General features: G+C 62.8%; 18 protein-coding genes. 8 read left to right on the forward strand and 10 right to left on the reverse strand.

The window, feature by feature from the left end:
* The first annotated feature begins 28 nt into the window (after window positions 1-28).
* The 5 genes from GTW23_RS05225 (at window position 29) to GTW23_RS05245 (ending at window position 5,426) form a co-directional block, all read left to right on the forward strand.
* Window positions 29-679 carry a hypothetical protein gene (locus tag GTW23_RS05225; RefSeq protein WP_152008103.1) on the forward strand — a complete coding sequence of 217 codons (651 nt, stop codon included), beginning with the start codon at window positions 29-31 and terminating at the stop codon, window positions 677-679.
* Between the two features lie 151 nt (window positions 680-830).
* On the forward strand, window positions 831-1,910 hold the full coding sequence (gene nadA / locus GTW23_RS05230; RefSeq protein ID WP_252914882.1) for a quinolinate synthase NadA: 1,080 nt from the start codon (window positions 831-833) through the stop codon (window positions 1,908-1,910).
* 51 nt (window positions 1,911-1,961) lie between these two features.
* The gene (locus GTW23_RS05235; protein ID WP_252914883.1) at window positions 1,962-3,557 is read left to right on the forward strand and encodes an L-aspartate oxidase; all 1,596 of its coding nucleotides are present in this window, start codon (window positions 1,962-1,964) and stop codon (window positions 3,555-3,557) included.
* Window positions 3,558-3,560: 3 nt separating this feature from the next.
* On the forward strand, window positions 3,561-4,436 hold the full coding sequence (gene nadC / locus GTW23_RS05240; protein WP_252914885.1) for a carboxylating nicotinate-nucleotide diphosphorylase: 876 nt from the start codon (window positions 3,561-3,563) through the stop codon (window positions 4,434-4,436).
* A gap of 93 nt (window positions 4,437-4,529) precedes the next feature.
* Window positions 4,530-5,426 carry a DMT family transporter gene (locus GTW23_RS05245; RefSeq protein WP_252914886.1) on the forward strand — a complete coding sequence of 299 codons (897 nt, stop codon included), beginning with the start codon at window positions 4,530-4,532 and terminating at the stop codon, window positions 5,424-5,426.
* 158 nt (window positions 5,427-5,584) lie between these two features.
* Here the strand turns inward: GTW23_RS05245 and GTW23_RS05250 are convergent, their stop codons facing one another.
* Both GTW23_RS05250 and GTW23_RS05255 read right to left on the reverse strand, forming a co-directional pair.
* Window positions 5,585-7,207 (reverse strand): BCCT family transporter, encoded by a 1,623-nt coding sequence (locus GTW23_RS05250; protein WP_152008107.1) that lies wholly within the window; start codon window positions 7,205-7,207, stop codon window positions 5,585-5,587.
* A gap of 51 nt (window positions 7,208-7,258) precedes the next feature.
* Window positions 7,259-7,675, reverse strand: a complete 417-nt coding sequence (locus GTW23_RS05255) for a universal stress protein (protein ID WP_152008108.1) — start codon at window positions 7,673-7,675, stop codon at window positions 7,259-7,261.
* Window positions 7,676-7,965: 290 nt separating this feature from the next.
* Here GTW23_RS05255 and GTW23_RS05260 point away from each other — a divergent pair, with 290 nt between their 5' ends.
* The 3 genes from GTW23_RS05260 to GTW23_RS05270 all read left to right on the forward strand — a co-directional run bounded on the left by GTW23_RS05260 (window position 7,966) and on the right by GTW23_RS05270 (window position 10,895).
* Window positions 7,966-9,300, forward strand: coding sequence for an NAD(P)H-dependent oxidoreductase (locus GTW23_RS05260; protein ID WP_252914888.1), 1,335 nt, complete (start codon window positions 7,966-7,968; stop codon window positions 9,298-9,300).
* Window positions 9,301-9,472: 172 nt separating this feature from the next.
* Window positions 9,473-9,790 carry an ArsR/SmtB family transcription factor gene (locus GTW23_RS05265; protein ID WP_252914889.1) on the forward strand — a complete coding sequence of 106 codons (318 nt, stop codon included), beginning with the start codon at window positions 9,473-9,475 and terminating at the stop codon, window positions 9,788-9,790.
* Window positions 9,791-9,845: 55 nt separating this feature from the next.
* Window positions 9,846-10,895, forward strand: a complete 1,050-nt coding sequence (locus GTW23_RS05270) for a permease (RefSeq protein ID WP_252914891.1) — start codon at window positions 9,846-9,848, stop codon at window positions 10,893-10,895.
* A 19-nt stretch (window positions 10,896-10,914) separates the two neighbouring features.
* On the opposite strand, the gene GTW23_RS05275 is transcribed toward GTW23_RS05270, so the two are convergent.
* The 8 genes from GTW23_RS05275 to GTW23_RS05310 all read right to left on the reverse strand — a co-directional run bounded on the left by GTW23_RS05275 (window position 10,915) and on the right by GTW23_RS05310 (window position 16,701).
* Window positions 10,915-11,901: an NUDIX hydrolase gene (locus GTW23_RS05275; protein ID WP_252914893.1), complete on the reverse strand. Its 987-nt coding sequence runs from the start codon at window positions 11,899-11,901 to the stop codon at window positions 10,915-10,917.
* A gap of 23 nt (window positions 11,902-11,924) precedes the next feature.
* A complete protein-coding gene (locus tag GTW23_RS05280) occupies window positions 11,925-12,488 on the reverse strand; it encodes a tyrosine phosphatase family protein (protein ID WP_252914895.1) in 564 nt (187 codons plus the stop codon).
* 3 nt (window positions 12,489-12,491) lie between these two features.
* Entirely contained in the window at window positions 12,492-13,106 is a 615-nt protein-coding gene (locus GTW23_RS05285) for a YfbR-like 5'-deoxynucleotidase (RefSeq protein WP_152008113.1), read from the reverse strand.
* 3 nt (window positions 13,107-13,109) lie between these two features.
* Window positions 13,110-13,988: a CAF17-like 4Fe-4S cluster assembly/insertion protein YgfZ gene (ygfZ, locus tag GTW23_RS05290; protein WP_252914897.1), complete on the reverse strand. Its 879-nt coding sequence runs from the start codon at window positions 13,986-13,988 to the stop codon at window positions 13,110-13,112.
* A gap of 96 nt (window positions 13,989-14,084) precedes the next feature.
* Window positions 14,085-14,840 carry a hypothetical protein gene (locus GTW23_RS05295; RefSeq protein WP_252914899.1) on the reverse strand — a complete coding sequence of 252 codons (756 nt, stop codon included), beginning with the start codon at window positions 14,838-14,840 and terminating at the stop codon, window positions 14,085-14,087.
* A 23-nt stretch (window positions 14,841-14,863) separates the two neighbouring features.
* Entirely contained in the window at window positions 14,864-15,142 is a 279-nt protein-coding gene (locus GTW23_RS05300) for a hypothetical protein (protein ID WP_375588030.1), read from the reverse strand.
* An 83-nt stretch (window positions 15,143-15,225) separates the two neighbouring features.
* On the reverse strand, window positions 15,226-15,651 hold the full coding sequence (locus tag GTW23_RS05305; protein ID WP_152008117.1) for a TIGR02301 family protein: 426 nt from the start codon (window positions 15,649-15,651) through the stop codon (window positions 15,226-15,228).
* Window positions 15,652-15,708: 57 nt separating this feature from the next.
* Window positions 15,709-16,701, reverse strand: a complete 993-nt coding sequence (locus tag GTW23_RS05310; protein ID WP_244615134.1) for a DUF3179 domain-containing protein — start codon at window positions 16,699-16,701, stop codon at window positions 15,709-15,711.
* Window positions 16,702-16,732 lie beyond the last annotated feature (31 nt).

A 16,732-nucleotide genomic window follows, 5' to 3' on the forward strand; every position in this document is an offset into this window, starting at 1 on the left:
AATGGGAGCGACCGCAGGAGGCAGGGCAATGAGGCAGGGTGTGTTTGCAGCGCTGGTGGTATCGGCGCTTCTATTGGGTCCGTTGTCGGGGGCGTATGCCGAGAATTTCGATCCGGATCGCGCCACCTTCGACCCGGAGAGCAAGTTTGTCATCACGCCCTTTGGCGCGATTATCGGCGATCCGGCGCAGGTTGCTGACCTGTCGACCGACCGCATCGGCTTCACCTATTGCTCGGCCATGCCGGACAAAACCCGCGGGATGCTGCTGATGGCGTCCATCGTGATACCGGCACAGGGCGGTGCCGATGGCGGCGGGCATTCGATGATGATGAGCGTCGACCAGGCGCGCGCATTCATCGCCCATCTGCGCAAGGCGCCGGAATGGGCGGCGGTTGCAGCAGAAAACAAGGTCGGCCTTTTTTCCAAACCGATCGGTGACGTGATCGGTACCGAAGGCGATGCAGAATACCTGGTGCTCAAGTTCGTCTCCGACGAGAACAACGCCGGATCCGTACGGATCGAACACGTGCTCGGCGGTGTAACCAAGGCGTTCGGACTGGGCATCAATCCGGCCGTGAAGTTCGCGGCCCAGGCTGAATTCACGCTGGAAAAGGCGCTTGCGGAATCACCTGATGCAGCCCCGGCTGAAGACGCGGAAAAAAGCAAACTGTTCAAATGAGGCACGCCCGGCCTGCCGGGTTGCCGCTGCGGGCCGGCTTGCAATCACGAAAGCAAAGTCCTATGTGAAGGGTTCCCCGGCATTGCCGGGTTCTTTTAAAACCCAATTATGCTCAGTTTGAGCATAATTGCTGATGACGGGAGGGTTTGCCATGACCCGGTTGGAGACCAGCACCGGCGCCAAGGCCGCAAGCCGGGCGCAGAGTGCAGCGCAGCGGTTCGGCGTAATCGAGCGTCCGGAGCTGAAGTATACCCCGGCGGTGGCGCGCGAAACCGCGCATCTTTACGACCGGGTCCGCGACCACATCCCGGAAATCGAATGGCCCGTCTACGCGCCTTATGTGCACGCCATCAACCGCATCAAGAAAGAACGCGGTGCGGCAATCCTGGCGCACAACTACCAGACGCCGGACATCTTTCACTGCGTTGCCGATATCGTCGGTGATTCGCTGCAGCTGGCGCGCGAGGCGACACTGGTGGATGAGCAGATCATCATCCAGTGCGGTGTGCACTTCATGGCGGAGACGTCGAAGCTTCTGAACATGGACAAGACCGTGCTGATCCCTGATGGCAAGGCCGGGTGTTCGCTGTCAGATTCGATCACCGGCGCCGATGTGCGGCTGCTCAAGGAGCGCTATCCCGGCGTCCCGGTGGTGACCTACGTCAACACCTCCGCCGACGTGAAGGCTGAAACCGATATCTGCTGCACCTCGTCCAACGCGGTGGCCGTGTGCGAGAGCTTCGAGTCCGACACGGTGCTGTGCATTCCTGATGAATACCTGGCGATGAATGTCGCCAAGCAGACCAAGAAGAAGATCCTGACCTGGAAGGGTCATTGCGAGGTGCATGAGCGCTTCACGGCGGAGGAGCTGCTCGCCTACAAGGAAGCCGACCCGACCATCGAAATCATCGGCCACCCGGAATGCCACCCGGATGTGATCGCGGTCTGCGACTATTCGGGATCGACAGCCGGGATGATCAATTACGTCAAGGACACGCGGCCGCCGCGGGTTCTGCTGGTGACCGAATGCTCGATGGCCTCGAACATCCAGAGCGAGGTTCAGGGCGTCGAGTTCATCAAGCCCTGCAACCTTTGCCCGCACATGAAGCGCATCACCCTGCCGAAGATCCTCGACAGCCTGTTGATGATGACAGAGGAAGTGCTGGTCGACCCGGCGATTGCCGATCGTGCGCGATTGGCTGTCGAACGTATGATCAACCTGAAGAACTGACGTTCTGGCCCAGCGGCCGCAGCGCCGCTCTCGACCAGCAGGGAGCATGCCATGGCGTCCACCGCGATTGCTATCCATCAGCCGCAACCGGTCAGGCGATCGGAGGAGGTGATCATCATCGGCGGCGGCCTGGCCGGGCTGTTCTGCGCGCTGAAACTGGCGCCCAAGGCGGTCACCGTTCTGGCCGCGGCTCCGATCGGTCGCGGCGCCTCCTCGGCCTGGGCGCAGGCCGGAATTGCCGCGGCTGTGGGCGCGGGTGATACAATCGAAAGCCATGTCCGGGACACCATCGTCGCCGGCGACGGCATCGTCGATGAAGCGATCATCCGCATGATGGCGTCGGAAGCCTCCGACCGTGTGCATGACCTGCTTGGCTACGGCGTGCCGTTTGACCGGGATCTGGAAGGCCATCTGGCGGTCAGCCGCGAGGCGGCGCACTCGGAAAGCCGGATCGTGCGGGTCAAGGGTGACATGGCCGGCCGTGCCATCATGGAGGCGCTGGTGGCCTCGGTTCGCAAGACGCCGTCAATCCGCGTGCTGGAAGGTTACGTCGTCGAGGACCTGATCGTCGAAGAGGGCCGGGTCACAGGCGTCATTGCCCGGGACCGGGCGGGCAGCGGCGAGGAACTGCAGCGGATCACCGGCTCGAACGTGGTGATGGCCACCGGCGGCATCGGCCATCTCTACGAGGTGACGACCAACCCGACCGAGGCGCGCGGCGGCGGCATCGGCATGGCGGCGCGGGCCGGAGCGCGGATGGCCGACATGGAGTTCGTGCAGTTTCACCCGACCGCCATCAATGTCGGCAAGGATCCGGCGCCGCTTGCCACCGAGGCGCTGCGCGGCCATGGCGCGACGCTGCACAATGCGGCCGGCGAACGCTTCATGCTGCCGCTGCACCATGATGCGGAACTGGCGCCGCGCGACGTGGTGGCGCGCGGTATCTTTGCCGAGGTGAAGGCGGGGCGGGGCGCGTTTCTCGATTGCCGCACCGCGGTGCCGGGTTTCGCGGCCGAGTTTCCTACTGTTCATGGCTACTGCCGTGAAGCAGGCATTGATCCGGTCACGGAGATGATCCCGGTCATTCCAGCGGCGCATTACTTCATGGGCGGAATCTGGACCGACATCGATGGCCGGACCTCGCTGCCGGGTTTCTGGGCCTGCGGCGAGTGCACCTCGACCGGGGCTCACGGCGCCAACCGGCTGGCGTCGAATTCACTCCTTGAAGCGGTGGTGTTCTCTGCCCGTATCGGCGAAACGCTGAAGGCGGAGATCGTGCCCGATGCACCAAAGGACTGGCAGGACGGCTCGGTAACGACCACCGAGCACATCACCGAGAACGATCACCCCAACATGGTGGCGCTGCGCAAGACCATGAGCGCCAATCTTGGTGTGTTGCGCGATGGCGAGGGCATGCGCGAGGCGCTTCACACGATCCTGCATCTGGCGCGGGAAAGCCACTCGGTCCGGTTCGACAATGTCATTACCACGGCGAAACTGATTGCGGTCTGCGCGCTCAACCGCACCGAAAGCCGCGGCGGGCATTTCCGCACCGACTATCCGGAAGAGCAGGCGGACTGGAAGCGGCGGACGCTGGTGACGCTTGATCAGGCCCATGCCATCATTCCCGATCTGCTGGAGGGCTGACCCATGAAACATGCCTATCTTCCCGAACTGCCGGGCCTGATGGTCGAGGAGCAGGTGCGTGCTGCGCTCATCGAAGATCTCGGCCGGGCCGGCGACATCACCTCCAATGCCACCATCGGCCCGGAGAAGCAGGCAAGGGCCGAGATGAACAGCCGCGAGGCGGGGATCATCGCCGGGTTGCCGCTGGCCGAGGCAGCGTTCCGGCTTATCAACCCGGCGATCCGTTTTGAAGCGCTGGTGACTGACGGTGCCCGGGTGGATCCGGGCACGATGGTTGCCCGTATCTCGGGACCGGCGCGCGGGGTGTTGTCGGCCGAGCGGGTGGCGCTCAATTACCTCATGCATCTGTCGGGCATAGCCACCTACACGGCGCGGTTCGCTGATACGATTTCCCACACAAAGGCCAAGGTCACCTGCACACGCAAGACCATTCCCGGGCTCAGGGCATTGGAGAAGTACGCCGTGCGCTGCGGTGGAGGCTCGTCGCATCGCTACGGGCTCGATGACGCGATCCTGATCAAGGACAACCATATCGCGGTCGCCGGCGGCATTGCGGAAGCGCTGACAGCCGCGAAGGCTTTCGCCGGGCATCTGGTCAAGGTCGAGATCGAGGTCGATACGCTCGAGCAATTTGCTGTAGTGCTGGACCAGGGCGCGGATGTGTGCCTGCTCGACAATATGGGTCCCGACATGCTGCGCGCGGCGGTGGCGATGAACGCTGCGAGGAGCGGCGGTCCGATCACTCTTGAGGCCTCGGGCAACGTCAATCTCGACACGATCAGGGCCATTGCCGAGACCGGCATCGACTATATCTCGACCTCGAAGATCACCATGGCCGCGCCGACGCTCGATATCGGGCTGGATATGGCGATCGGCTGAGGCTATGCCAGCAGACTTGTCGTATCAGGGCAAAGCGGTGCGACCAGCGAGCCTGGCCTTGCTGTCCGTGCCGCAAACCGCACTGGAATTTCCGTGACCACACATATCGCGACGGATCTCAAGGCCAACCTTGTCGGCAGTGGCTGGATGATCGCGTCGATGGCGGTGTTCGCCGTCGAAGATGCTTTCATCAAGGCTGCATCAGTGACATTGCCGGTCGGCCAGGTGCTTGTCATCTTTGGCCTTGGCGGTGCGCTGGTGTTCGCATCGTTGGCGCTCTACAACAGGGAACCGCTGTACAGTGCAGACGTGATTTCCCGGCCGATGTGGATTCGCGTGGTTTTCGAGATCATCGGCCGCCTGTTCTACGTGCTTGCGCTGTCCTTGATTCCACTGTCGGCGGCAACCGTCATCCTGCAGGCAGCACCGCTTGTGGTGGTCGCCGGGGCGGCACTGGTGTTTGGCGAAAAGGTCGGCTGGCGCAGGTGGAGCGCCATTTTCGTCGGGCTCGCCGGGGTCGTGATCATCATCCAGCCGGGTACGGACAGCTTTTCCGCCCTGTCCTTGCTGGCTGTCGCCGGGATGATCGGCTTTGCCGGCCGTGACCTGGCAAGCCGTGCCGCGCCGGCCAAGCTGAGCACAGCGATCCTCGGGCTGTACGGATTCCTCCCCATCATGGTTGCCGGCGGGTTTTATGCAGCATGGCAGGGCGTGCCGTTCGTGATGCCGGATGGGGTGACCTCGTTTTATGTCCTGGGTGCTGTCCTGTCCGGGGTAATCGCCTATTCATGCCTGATGAAAGCCATGCGGACTGGCGAGGTGTCGGCGGTCACTCCTTTCCGCTATTCGCGGCTGCTGTTCGGAATTGCGCTGGGGATCATCCTGTTTGACGAGCAACTGAGCCTCGCCATGATGGTCGGGTCGGGGCTGATCGTTGCTTCGGGCCTGTTCATTCTGTTGCGAGGCCGTCAGGTCCGCGGGACAAAATAAGCCCGCCCCGTTTGCGGTTGGCCGGAAGCAGTTGCAGCGGATATCCGGCCGGAGCACTTGCAGCGTGTCAGCCAGACGGTGCCTGGCGGATGCTTTGCGGATTCGTACGGCGTCGGAAGTCAAAAGGGCCGCCGTTCTCAACGGCGGCCCTTGCTGTGTCAGCGCGGTTCGCTGTGCAATCCCTTGAGGATGGCAAAACAGGCGAGCAGCAGCACGATGGTGAAGGGGAAGCCGGTCGAGACCGCCATTGCCTGCAATGCCGCAAGCCCTCCGCCCAAAAGCAGCGCGATGGCGACCAGACCTTCAAAACAGGCCCAGAATACGCGTTGCGCCGCCGGCGCGTCGATCTTGCCGCCCGCGGTGATGGTGTCGATCACCAGCGAACCGGAGTCCGACGAGGTGACGAAGAACACGATCACAAGTACGATGGCGATGAACGAGGTGATCTGCTGCAAGGGCAGCGCTTCGAGCATGGCGAAGAGCTTCAGTTCGAGCGGCGCATCGACCACGACCTGGTAACCGTCATTGACGAGCTGGTCGATCGCAGTGCCGCCGAAGGTGGTCATCCAGAACACCGAGACCAGCGACGGAATGATCAGCACGCAGGTGATGAACTCGCGCACCGAGCGGCCGCGGCTGACCCGGGCGATGAACATGCCGACAAAGGGCGACCAGGAAATCCACCAGGCCCAGTAGAACGCCGTCCAGCCCTGCCGGAAATTGTCGTCGGTGCGGCCGAACGGATTGGAGAGCTCGGGCAGATAGCGTGCATACTCATACAGATTGTGGAAGAAGCCGGTCAAGATCGCCACGGTCGGCCCGACGATGAGCACGAAGACCAACAGCAGGGCTGCGAGTATCATGTTGATCTCGGACAGGCGCTTGACGCCCGCATCGAGGCCCGCCACCACCGAGACCAGGGCCACCCCGGTAATCGCCACAATCAGCACGACCTTGGAGACATCGCTGACCCCGATGCCGAAGATGTGGTCGAGGCCGGCCATGGCCTGTTCCGCGCCGAAGCCCAGGGATGTGGCGAGGCCGAACAATGTCGCGAAGACGGCCAGGATATCGATGATGTGACCGGTCCAGCCCCAGACGCGCTCTCCGAAGATCGGATAGAACACCGAACGCATGGTCAGAGGCAGGCCCTTGTTGTAGGAAAACAGCGCCAGCGCCAGGGCGACGATGGCGTAGATCGCCCATGGGTGCAGGCCCCAGTGGAAGATTGTCGCGGCCATGCCGAGATCGCGCGCCTCGGCGGTGTTGCCGGCCGCTCCCCCCAGGGGCGCCCAGCTGTCCGGCGAACCGGCGCCTTCTGCGACCGAGGACGAGAAGTGCGAGATCGGCTCGGAGACGCCGTAGAACATCAGGCCGATGCCCATGCCGGCGGCAAACAGCATGGCGAACCAGCCGGTATAGGAATAGTCAGGCGTGGCGTCCTTGCCGCCGATCCGCACCTTGCCGTAGGGCGAGACGATCAGGAAAAGGCACAAAAGCACGAAAATATTGGCGGCTGTGAGAAAGAACCAGTCGAATGTGCCGGTGAGCCAGTCGCGCAGGTCGCCGAAGGCCGCCCCGGCGCTCTCCTGAAACGCAAGCGTGACAAAGACGAAGGCGATGATGGTCAATCCGGAGATTGCGAAGACCGGATTGTGGATGTCGAGGCCGAACGGGCCGACCGACACTTCGACATTGTCCTGGCCGACCTCGTATTCGGTGTCGATCAGGTTGGCTGGCCCTTCCGGCGCCGGAATACCCTGTTCGTTGGGGTCACTCATGGGGTCTTCTCCCGTATTGTTATGTTTGTTGCAGGTGCTTCCTGTCGGGGACTAGCCGCGGACGAGAAAGACAGACGCATCGGTATGCGTCGCCAGTTTGCCGCCGTTGGACGGCCAGACGTGGTCGACGACGTTGGGAATATGCGTCGCCATGACCACGAGATCGCTTCCGGTTTCTTTCACCGTCCTGATCAGCGCATCGTCAAGATCGGTCGCCGGGTCATGGCTGACCACGGTGACATTGCCGGTTTCGATGCCGTGGGCATCGGCCTGTCCGGCAGCAAAGGCGGCGAGCTTCTGATCGTATTCCCCCGGATTGTGGCCAAGTGGTCCAGGCGTCGAGGCCGTGACGCCCACATAGGTAACAGGTGCTTGATAGAGTTTGGAAAGGCTTGCCGCCGTATCCAGAGCATGTGACAACTTTTCAGCGTGTGCGAGATCCACGGGCACCATGATTTTCTTGTACATTGATTTTCCCCCGTCTGTTCCCGGCCGGCATTTTTCTGCCGATTTCTGGTTACTGTTTCAGGCTGCCGGGTGTTTCAGGCTTGTGATGCTTCACCAACGCCGAACACGGCCTTGATTGCGACCAAAGGCTAACGCGGCGGGTGTGTGATTGTAAACCGCAGGGTCAGGTTTCTCTCAGAAGCTGCCGACACGGGCCTCTCGCTCCGGGCCATGGATTGTTGTAGAAGGCTGGCGCAACAGGGTTGAGGAGCCCCGGTTGTGACCGGCTGACCAGGGGAGGAGAAAGCCAGATGAACCTGTTTTCGATGTTGGGCAAACGCGCCGAGGATGGCAATCCGATCCGAATCGGGATGATCGGAGCGGGCAAGTTCGGCACCATGTTCCTGTCGCAGGTGCGCAAGCTTGGCGGTATTCACCTGATCGGCGTGGCCGACCTGTCGCCCGCCAATGCGCGGTCGAACATGGAGTTTGTCGGCTGGCCGCCGGAGCAGTTCGGCGCCCCGTCGCTGGATGAGGCGGCCCGGGGAAAAACCACCCATGTCGGCGATGACTGGCAGGCGTTGGTCGCGCATCCGGCGATCGACATCATCATTGAATGCACCGGCGCGCCGGTGGCTGCGATCGACCATGTTCTGGGCGCTTTCGCCCACGGCAAGCACGTGATCAATGTCACTGTCGAGGCGGATGCATTTTGCGGCTATGCGTTGGCGCGCAAGGCCGCAGAGGCCGGAGTGATCTACTCAATGGCTTATGGCGACCAGCCGGCACTGACTTGCGATCTGGTCGACTGGGCGCGTACCTGCGGCTTTACCGTGACGGCCGCCGGACGCGGACACAAATGGCTGCCCGAATTCCGAAAATCCACACCGGAAACTGTTTGGGATCATTGGGGCGTCACCCGAGAGGCCGCCGAACGCGGGCGGCTGAACCCGAAGATGTTCAATTCGTTTCTGGACGGCTCCAAGCCGGCGATCGAGTCCTCGGCAATCGCCAATGCCACCGGTCTTCTTGTGCCGTCAAACGGGTTGCAGTACCCGGTCGGCGGCGCCGAGGATCTGGCCAACATCATGCGACCGAAATCCGAAGGCGGGGCGCTCGAGCAAAAGGGCATGGTCGAGGTCGCTTCGGCTCTCACGCGTGAAGGCAAGCCGGTGCCTTACGACGTCAGGCAGGGCGTCTGGGTGGTGTTCGAGGGTGAGACCGAGTATCTGCGCAACTGCTTCCAGGAATATCTGGTCAGGACCGATGACAGCGGCCGCTACTCGTCGCTCTACAAGCGCTGGCATCTGATCGGGCTGGAACTTCCGGTTTCGGTCGCCTCGGTGGGCTTGCGTGGAGAGCCGACGGGGGTTGCGCGATGCTTCAACGGCGATGTTGCGGCGATTGCCAAGCGTGACCTCATGGCGGGCGAGATTCTCGACGGGGAGGGCGGTTACACCGTGACCGGCGGATTGCGCCCGGCCAAGGCTTCCGTGGCTGCCGGCTATCTTCCCCTGGGTCTGGCACACGACGTCAAGCTCAAGCGCGCCATCGCCGATGGTGATCCGGTTCGCTTCGAGGATGTCGAAATCGACGAGACCACGACGGCCTACAAGCTGCGCAAATGGATGGAGACGATCTCATGAGGTTTCATCTTGAATTATCAAGCTCAGCCCCGCCCGACGAGCCGCGAAGCGGGCGATGTTCTGGGATCCTGGTGCGGAAGCGGTAGAGGCGGCGATTTTGGCAAGTCTTCAGATCTTCAGCTGGGCCCATCAAAAATCTTTACAAAACTAGAATTATGGTTATATTAAAGAAATGACGACATCCACACCCCATGCTCGCGCGCTTGCCGCCCTTGGTCATGACGCCCGCCTTTCGATCTTTCGCCTCCTTGTCAGGGCGGGGGATGAAGGGCTGAGGGTGGGTGATATCGGTGAGCATCTTGAGCTAGCGCCGTCGACCCTGGCGCATCACCTCTCAAGCCTGGTGGATGCCGGGCTGGTCGTGCAGGAAAAGCAGGGGCGTGAGGTGTTCAACCGGGTTGACTACCCGGCGATGCGCCGGGTGCTGTCTTTCCTCACGTCTGAATGTTGTTCCGGCGTGCGCGTGCAGCCGACGGAGGATGCCGCATGATAGCCCAATCAGCTTTTTTTGATCTGAAAACAACCATAAATCCGGAGATATAGGTATGACTACCGCAAGTCTTTCCACAAACGGCCTATGGGCCGGTCTGCGGCATCTCTGGCGCGATCAGCGCGTCTGGCTTGCCTCGGCGCTGATTCTCGCTGTGCTTTTGGTGTTCGACCCGACCCAGGCCGCTGATAGCGCGCTGTTTGCAGGCGATGCATTGGTGAACACGGCGCCGTTCCTCATCCTGTCGATCGGCATTGCAGCGTGGGCGGGTGCGACTGGAGCGGACAATCTGATTGCCAAGGCTTTCACCGGTGCGCCGCTGATGATGATCGCGCTCGGTGCGCTGGCGGGCGGGATATCGCCCTTCTGCTCGTGCGGGGTGATTCCGCTGATTGCGGCGTTGCTGGCGATGGGCGTTCCGTTGTCAGCCGTCATGGCTTTCTGGCTGGCGTCGCCGATCATGGATCCGTCGATGTTCGTGCTAACGGCCGGCGTGCTGAACCTCGAATTCGCTGTCGCCAAGACACTGGCCGCAGTCGGACTGGGGCTGTTCGGCGGGGTGGTGGTCCATCTCATGGCGCGCAGCGGCGCGCTGTCCAACCCGCTGCGCGAGGGCATTGGCAATGGCGGTTGCGGCGGCTCGAAGATTCGTGTGCCCAAGCCGGTTGTCTGGCGGTTCTGGGATGAACCGGAACGGCGGGCGAAGTTCGGCAAGACGGCCTTCACGACAACATTGTTCCTGGCGAAATGGCTGACGCTCGCCTTTCTGCTCGAAAGCCTGATGCTGGCCTGGATCCCGGCCGAGACTGTGACGGCGGCGCTGGGCGGTACCGGTCTCATGCCCATCGCCATGGCGACTTTGGTAGGTGTACCGGCCTATCTGAATGGCTATGCCGCGCTGCCGCTGGTGGGCGGGCTGATCGACCAGGGCATGGCGCCGGGCGCCGGACTGGCCTTCCTCGTGGCCGGAGGCGTGACCTCGATCCCGGCGGCGATGGCGGTCTGGGCGCTGGCACGACCCCAGGTCTTCGCCCTCTACATCGGATTGTCGCTGACTGGCGCCTTTGCCACAGGCCTGTTGTTCCAGTTCTGGGTCATGGCATGAGCCGAACCCAAAGCTGCCTCTATCCCCGCCCGCCCAGTCTCAGGCCCGGGGCGGGACGTTCCTCGAGGATCTTGGCGCGGAAGCGGTAGAGGGCTGCGGGGCGGCCGCCGGTGGCGGAGCTTGAAGCGCCCGTCGGCTCGACAAGTTCCGCGCCCTCAACGAGACGCCGGAAATTTTGCTTGTGCAGGTGCCTGCCGGAGATGGCCTCGACGGTGGTCTGCAATTCGGTCAGGGTGAACTCGGGTGGCATCAGTTCGAAGATCACCGGGCGGTACTTGATCTTGGCGCGCAGCCGCTGGACGGCGGTGGCGGCGATGCGGCGATGGTCGAAGCGCATGGCGCGACCCAGGGGAGATGCCAGCCCGGTCGATTTCACCCTCTGGTCGGCGACGGCCTCGGCGAGCAGGCCGGCCTCGTAGAGCAGCTCGTAGCGGTCGAGCACACGCTCCTCGTCCCAGGGAAAATCACCCAGCCCGAACGCAAGGCGTATGCGTGCCTTGCGGCTTGGATTCTGCGGGCGTTCGGCCGGCTGTTCGGCCCAGGGCTTGAGGCGTGGAAGGATGGCCGCGTCAAGCATGGAGGGCCGGCCTTCGCGCCAGTCCTCCCAGGGGAAGAGTTCGTACCAGTCCCGCCAGCGGGCGCCGGTCGCGTGCAATGCTTCGGGATTTTCGGCATCGGCGCGGGTCAGCGCCAGGTAGCCGACGGAGACCAGGTGCGGGCTGCCGTCGCGCGCTTCATCGAAATCCATCTGGCGCCCGCGGTCGCCGAATGTATAGAGTTGCTCGACATAGCCGAGGTTGAGCGCGGTCTGGCTTTCGACGCTGCCCCGCAGGCTGGCTTCGAAGGTCCTGTGCCGCACTGGATCGAACGGACCGAAGGGAAGTCCGTCTGCGGGACCGTCGCCGGGCGTTGCCGGGACTGTCAGAATGCTTGGCGTGCGGTTGGTGACGGCAACGATGGCCGCATTCAATCCGATGCGGAGCGGGGGGATGCGATCAGCTTGCATGGCGGTCTCGCTCCATGGCTGTGTCAGCCCGTGCCCTTGGGGCGGTCCGGCGTTGCCGGCGGCACCTCCTCGCCCGGCCTGATGGCAAAACAGAACCTGTTTCCCTCGAAAGCGTCGGCGCCACGCCCGATTGCCCTGATCGCGCGGATCAGCCGGCCGCCCCGGCCCAGCATGGCGTCACCGATCTCGATCAGCCGCGGATTGGGGGTGATGAAGGGGGAGGCGGTGCGCAGCCGTTCGGCCAATGCCATCTCGTCCTGGTCGGGTTCGAGTGTCAGTGCCGTGATGGCCGCGGCTGCGGGTGACCGGGAAATCCCCAGCCAGCAATGAACCACCAGAGGTGCGCGCTGGTCCCAGCCCTGGGCAAACCGGATCAGCCGGTCGACGTGGATCTCGCCGGGGGCGGTCAGGCCGGGGCGGGCTTCGGCGATATCATTGAGGCCAAGCTTGAGATGCCTGGCTTCATCGATGACACCGGGCCGATGAAAGTCCTGGTTCTCCGCCAGCAGACTGACCATCTCGCGCGCGCTATGCAGCACGGCCGATTCGGCGATCTGGTCGAGGCGGCAGATGACGATGTAGGGCATGTCTCAGCCTTTCCCGGCCCGGCGGAGGGCCTCTATGGTTTCAAAGCGCGCGAGAAACATCTTTTCGACCTCGGCCGCGGAGCGTGGTGACACATCCACCATGTCGCGGCTTATGTCGCGGGGCGGCCCGAAGAAGGCCCGCGCCTCGCTGGGCTGAAATCCCGCCAGTTCGGTCGCCTCGAAATAGGCGGCGATCCGGTCTGCCCGCTTGATCAGCGCCTTGATCGCCTTGGGGGCCGCGGGAGGCAGCCCGAAACGGAGGTGAATGGCTGCCTCGAGCTTTGCTTCCACCGTCTTGTAGCCGCCGCCGACGACGGCCTTGAAAGGCGAGATCATGTCGCCGATCACATATTCGGGGGCATCATGCAGCAGCGCAAGAAGCAGGGTCTGAGGCGAGGCGGACGAGATCCGTCCGACAATCGCCTCGACCATCAGCGAATGCTGCGCCACCGAAAACGCATGATCGCCACGGGTCTGGCCGTTCCAGCGCGCGACCCGCGCCAGCCCCTGCGCAATGTCGGAAATCTCGACATCGAGCGGCGAGGGATCGAGCAGGTCGAGCCGCCGGCCCGAAAGCATGCGTTGCCAGGCACGGGGCGCTTTTTCTCTTGCAGGCATTGATCACTTGTCCGGCGTGTTTGTGTCGCCGCTGTTAAAGGACAAACCGGTCCAGCCTGGCAAGCTCAATGTTACCTGTGCGTCTCCTACGGTCAGGGGAGTGCCCTGCGAGAGAGCGTCGGCAACCCTGTCGGTTCGCACGATTGCGAGCGCCGACCCGCCGGCGGTCGAGCCGATGCTGCCGACCGGCTTGCCGCCAGCCATGATGCTCAGTTCATCTTCATTGCTGTTCTCGTTCCTGGTGCGGGCGGGCAGGTCGGTCTGTGCCGTCAGTGTCACCACACGGCGCCTGGCTGTGCCGCGGTGCTGCATGCGGGAAACAACCTCCTGGCCGACATAACAGCCCTTCCGGAAATCAACGCCGCCATTCCTGTCCATCAACACGTCATGGGGGAAAACATCCGAGAGTGCGAAATCCGAGCCCGATTCGGCCACTCCGTGGGCGATCCGGACCGCATCCCAGTCAGCCGGCTTGCCATCAGGCATGGCTTCGTTGCCATAAAGCCGCCAGACGTCGGCTTCTTCGGGAAACCTGCGATCCCGCAATGCGCCCTGCGGCGCGTCTTCATCCCAGGCGGCAATCACAGGCTGATCCTCAAGGAGATTGAATTCGACAGACGCGCGCAGCTTGTAGAGTGTCAGCCTGCGGATGAAATCGGCTGCCTGATCGGCGCGGATGTCGCAGTCATAGCCGGTCTCACCGGACTTCGAGATCAGAAAGTCGAAAAGGATCTTGCCTTGCGGTGTGAGCAAGGCGGCCGGCCAGGCCTCGCCGGGCGCGATGGCGTCAATATTGGTGGTGATCAGGTTCTGCAGGAAATGTTGCGCATCCGCCCCCTCCACGCGAATGAGGCTCCGGTCGGGAAGGATCAGGGCTGGCACGGTGCGGCTCTCCGGGGTTGGACTGCGGATGGTGCGTGGAAGGCGAGGCTGGTCACTAGGTATGCAGTCGCAACGCGCCCGGCAAGAGCCGGCCGGTCAATCACCCGCCATGAAGAAGCGCCATTCGCCGTCGGGCGAAATTCCGACCCGGTAGAAATTGTAGGCGCCGTAGGCCTTCATGTCCTCGACATCGCCGGCGGTGACCAGCCGCAGCAACTCGACCCGTTGCGGGGCGGTCAGGCCGTCCAGCGGCAGAGCGACAAAATAGGGCCAGACATAGGTTTCCCCCGGTTCCCCTGCATCGAAACGGACAAAGCCTGCGTTGAGCAGATCGATGAGTATGGCCAGGATTTCGAGGCCCTCGCCGTCTCCGGAGACCGAACGCAGATAGTCCACCGGATCGCCCTCGATATCGCCAAAGGCAAGCTGGGTGGCATTCGGTCCTGTTCCAAGCAGTGCGCGGAGCTTTTCGGGATCTCCAGTGGCTGCGGCATCAAGGATCAGCTCGCGCATGCGCCGTGCCGGTTCAGGCAGCTGTTGCGGATCGGTGATGATGTCGACAGCCATTGCTTCGCCGGCCGTTGTGTCGGATCCAGTGATCTCGCCGGTCTGCGGTTGAGGCAATTCGCGGATGATCGGGCCGGGCTGCGGCAATCCGCCATCGATGCCGGTGGTCGGTTCTTCAAGCGGTGGCAGCGAAGGACCCTGTTCCACCTCGTCAGAGGCAGGCTGGACCGGCTTGAGTTCGCTCAGCGCGAATACCTGTCCCGAAAGGCCGATGGTCAGCAGCGCGGCCCCAGCCGATAATCTCAAGCTCAAACGGGTCGGGATGCAGCGCCTGCCCTTGATCACCACTTGGCTCCCCGCCGGTCATCCTACTGAAGGGTGCGTTCCGGAGAGAATTCGCCGGCCAGAATGCGTCCCCTGAGCGATTCCACCAGAGCTTCCGCCTGATCCTCGCCCAGTGCGCGCACCGTTTCGCGAATGGCGGTGATCATCGCGGCATCGGCGATGATCTCCGGTTCGATGCCGTCGGCCGCACTCTCGGCCCATGCATCATGCTGTAACTCGAGAGCAACCTGGAGCTTTTCCTGGATGATCAGATCATCGAGTTCGTCGGGCGTGTGCGCTGTGGGATGTGTCATGCGAAACAACTCTTACTTACTATGTCGTTAACACCCTAGCACGGCTTGACGCGTTTCGGCACGGGGCAGAGGCGATATCAGTTAACAAAATGTCAATTTCCGTAGCGGGCGACAATTTCAGCGATAAGTGTTGCACCTTCGTGACGGTATCGTTGCTCCGCGACGAGGGCAGATGAGGTGCAGGTGGTGTAAACCGAGGCAAATGTGCGGAAGCCGCGATTGTATCCGGCAGTCAGCCGTGTGCGACGCTCCGGTTCATCGGCGGTCTCGCTGTCGAGCAGGGCCTGCATGCTTTCGAGCCACCCGGTCTCGCCCTCGGAATTGCACAGATTGCGCAGATACTGGATCGACCCTAGAATTTCGGCCAGTCGCAGCAATCTGTCCTCATAGGGTGGCGGTGGCAGGTTCAAAGCGGCTGCGTCCGCGCCATCGCTTTCCTGCGCCAGAACCGGCTGGGAGCCGAGGGCCGTCAGCAGGGGCGTGAGAAGGGTAAGGATCAGGAGCGAGCGGCGGATCATGACGGCTCCCTTACACCAAGACATGGCCCGATGAAATCCCATGCGGGAGTGCGCAAGCTATTTGAGGATGCTGATTTCGGGCAGGAATGCGCCGACGACAAAAGCAAACGTCAACTCGTGGACGAGGGGGGCACCATTGCGGGTAACGTTGACGCTTCCGATCTCGCGGCCTTCTTCGATCGAGCTGGTGTCAAGTACCGAGCGGACTCCGGGCACCCATTCGATTTCCACCCCGTCGATTTCCATCTTTTCCTCGCGGCGCAGCCGGTCCAGCGAAACCGCCAGTGGCTCCGATGCGTCGCGCACGACGACGACATAGGACAGCGGCGAGATGCCATCGGGCATCGGGCCGCGGTAAAGAAACGGCACGGCCGAGCTGTCATAGCCGGCGTAGGGATTGCGCCCGTAGTCACGTAGGCCCGGATTGCCGGGCACCAGCACTTGGCCATCGGGGAAACGCTCGCGAAAGCTCTGCCAGGATTCAAGCCGCGAGGGGATGACCTTGAGCATCGTGCCGGTCCGGGCGCCGGCAATCGCCTCGCCGGTGAATTGCTGCCACCAGCTTTCGGTTTCCCGGTCGTACATGATCAGGTCGGAATTGCGCAGCTTGCCGGTGGTGCCGAAGCTGGTCATCGTTCCCTCGACCGTCCGTTCAAACACGATAGCTGCATTGCACAGCGGGCAGTAGGTGACCGAGATCGGCTGGCCGGCGAGCATGTCGTTGACGATCTCGTGCCATATCATGATGCGCAGCGGATAGGCGCGGGCCTGGCCGTCGATTGCCACCGACATCACCGGTTCCTTCGCATCAAGACCGGAGGCTTCAGACACCGGCAGAAACGACGGATCGTCGATCGGCGGAATGCCATCCCTTGGCGGGCCACCCGACATGACGCTTGAATAATCGATGCCGGACTTCGAGAAATCAGTCTTCCAGCCTTCGGCGCGCCAGCGGTCCGGATCGGCGGCGGCACCGACGGCTGAAGCCGCCAGGAAAAGCCCGGCAACCAGCGCCATGCTGATGATGCCGGTGAGCCTGGCATGCAACACGCGTATCGATCTGGGTGGGCCGAACCTGTTC

Source organism: Parahoeflea alexandrii (assembly GCF_024105735.1).
Lineage (GTDB): Bacteria > Pseudomonadota > Alphaproteobacteria > Rhizobiales > Rhizobiaceae > Hoeflea > Hoeflea alexandrii.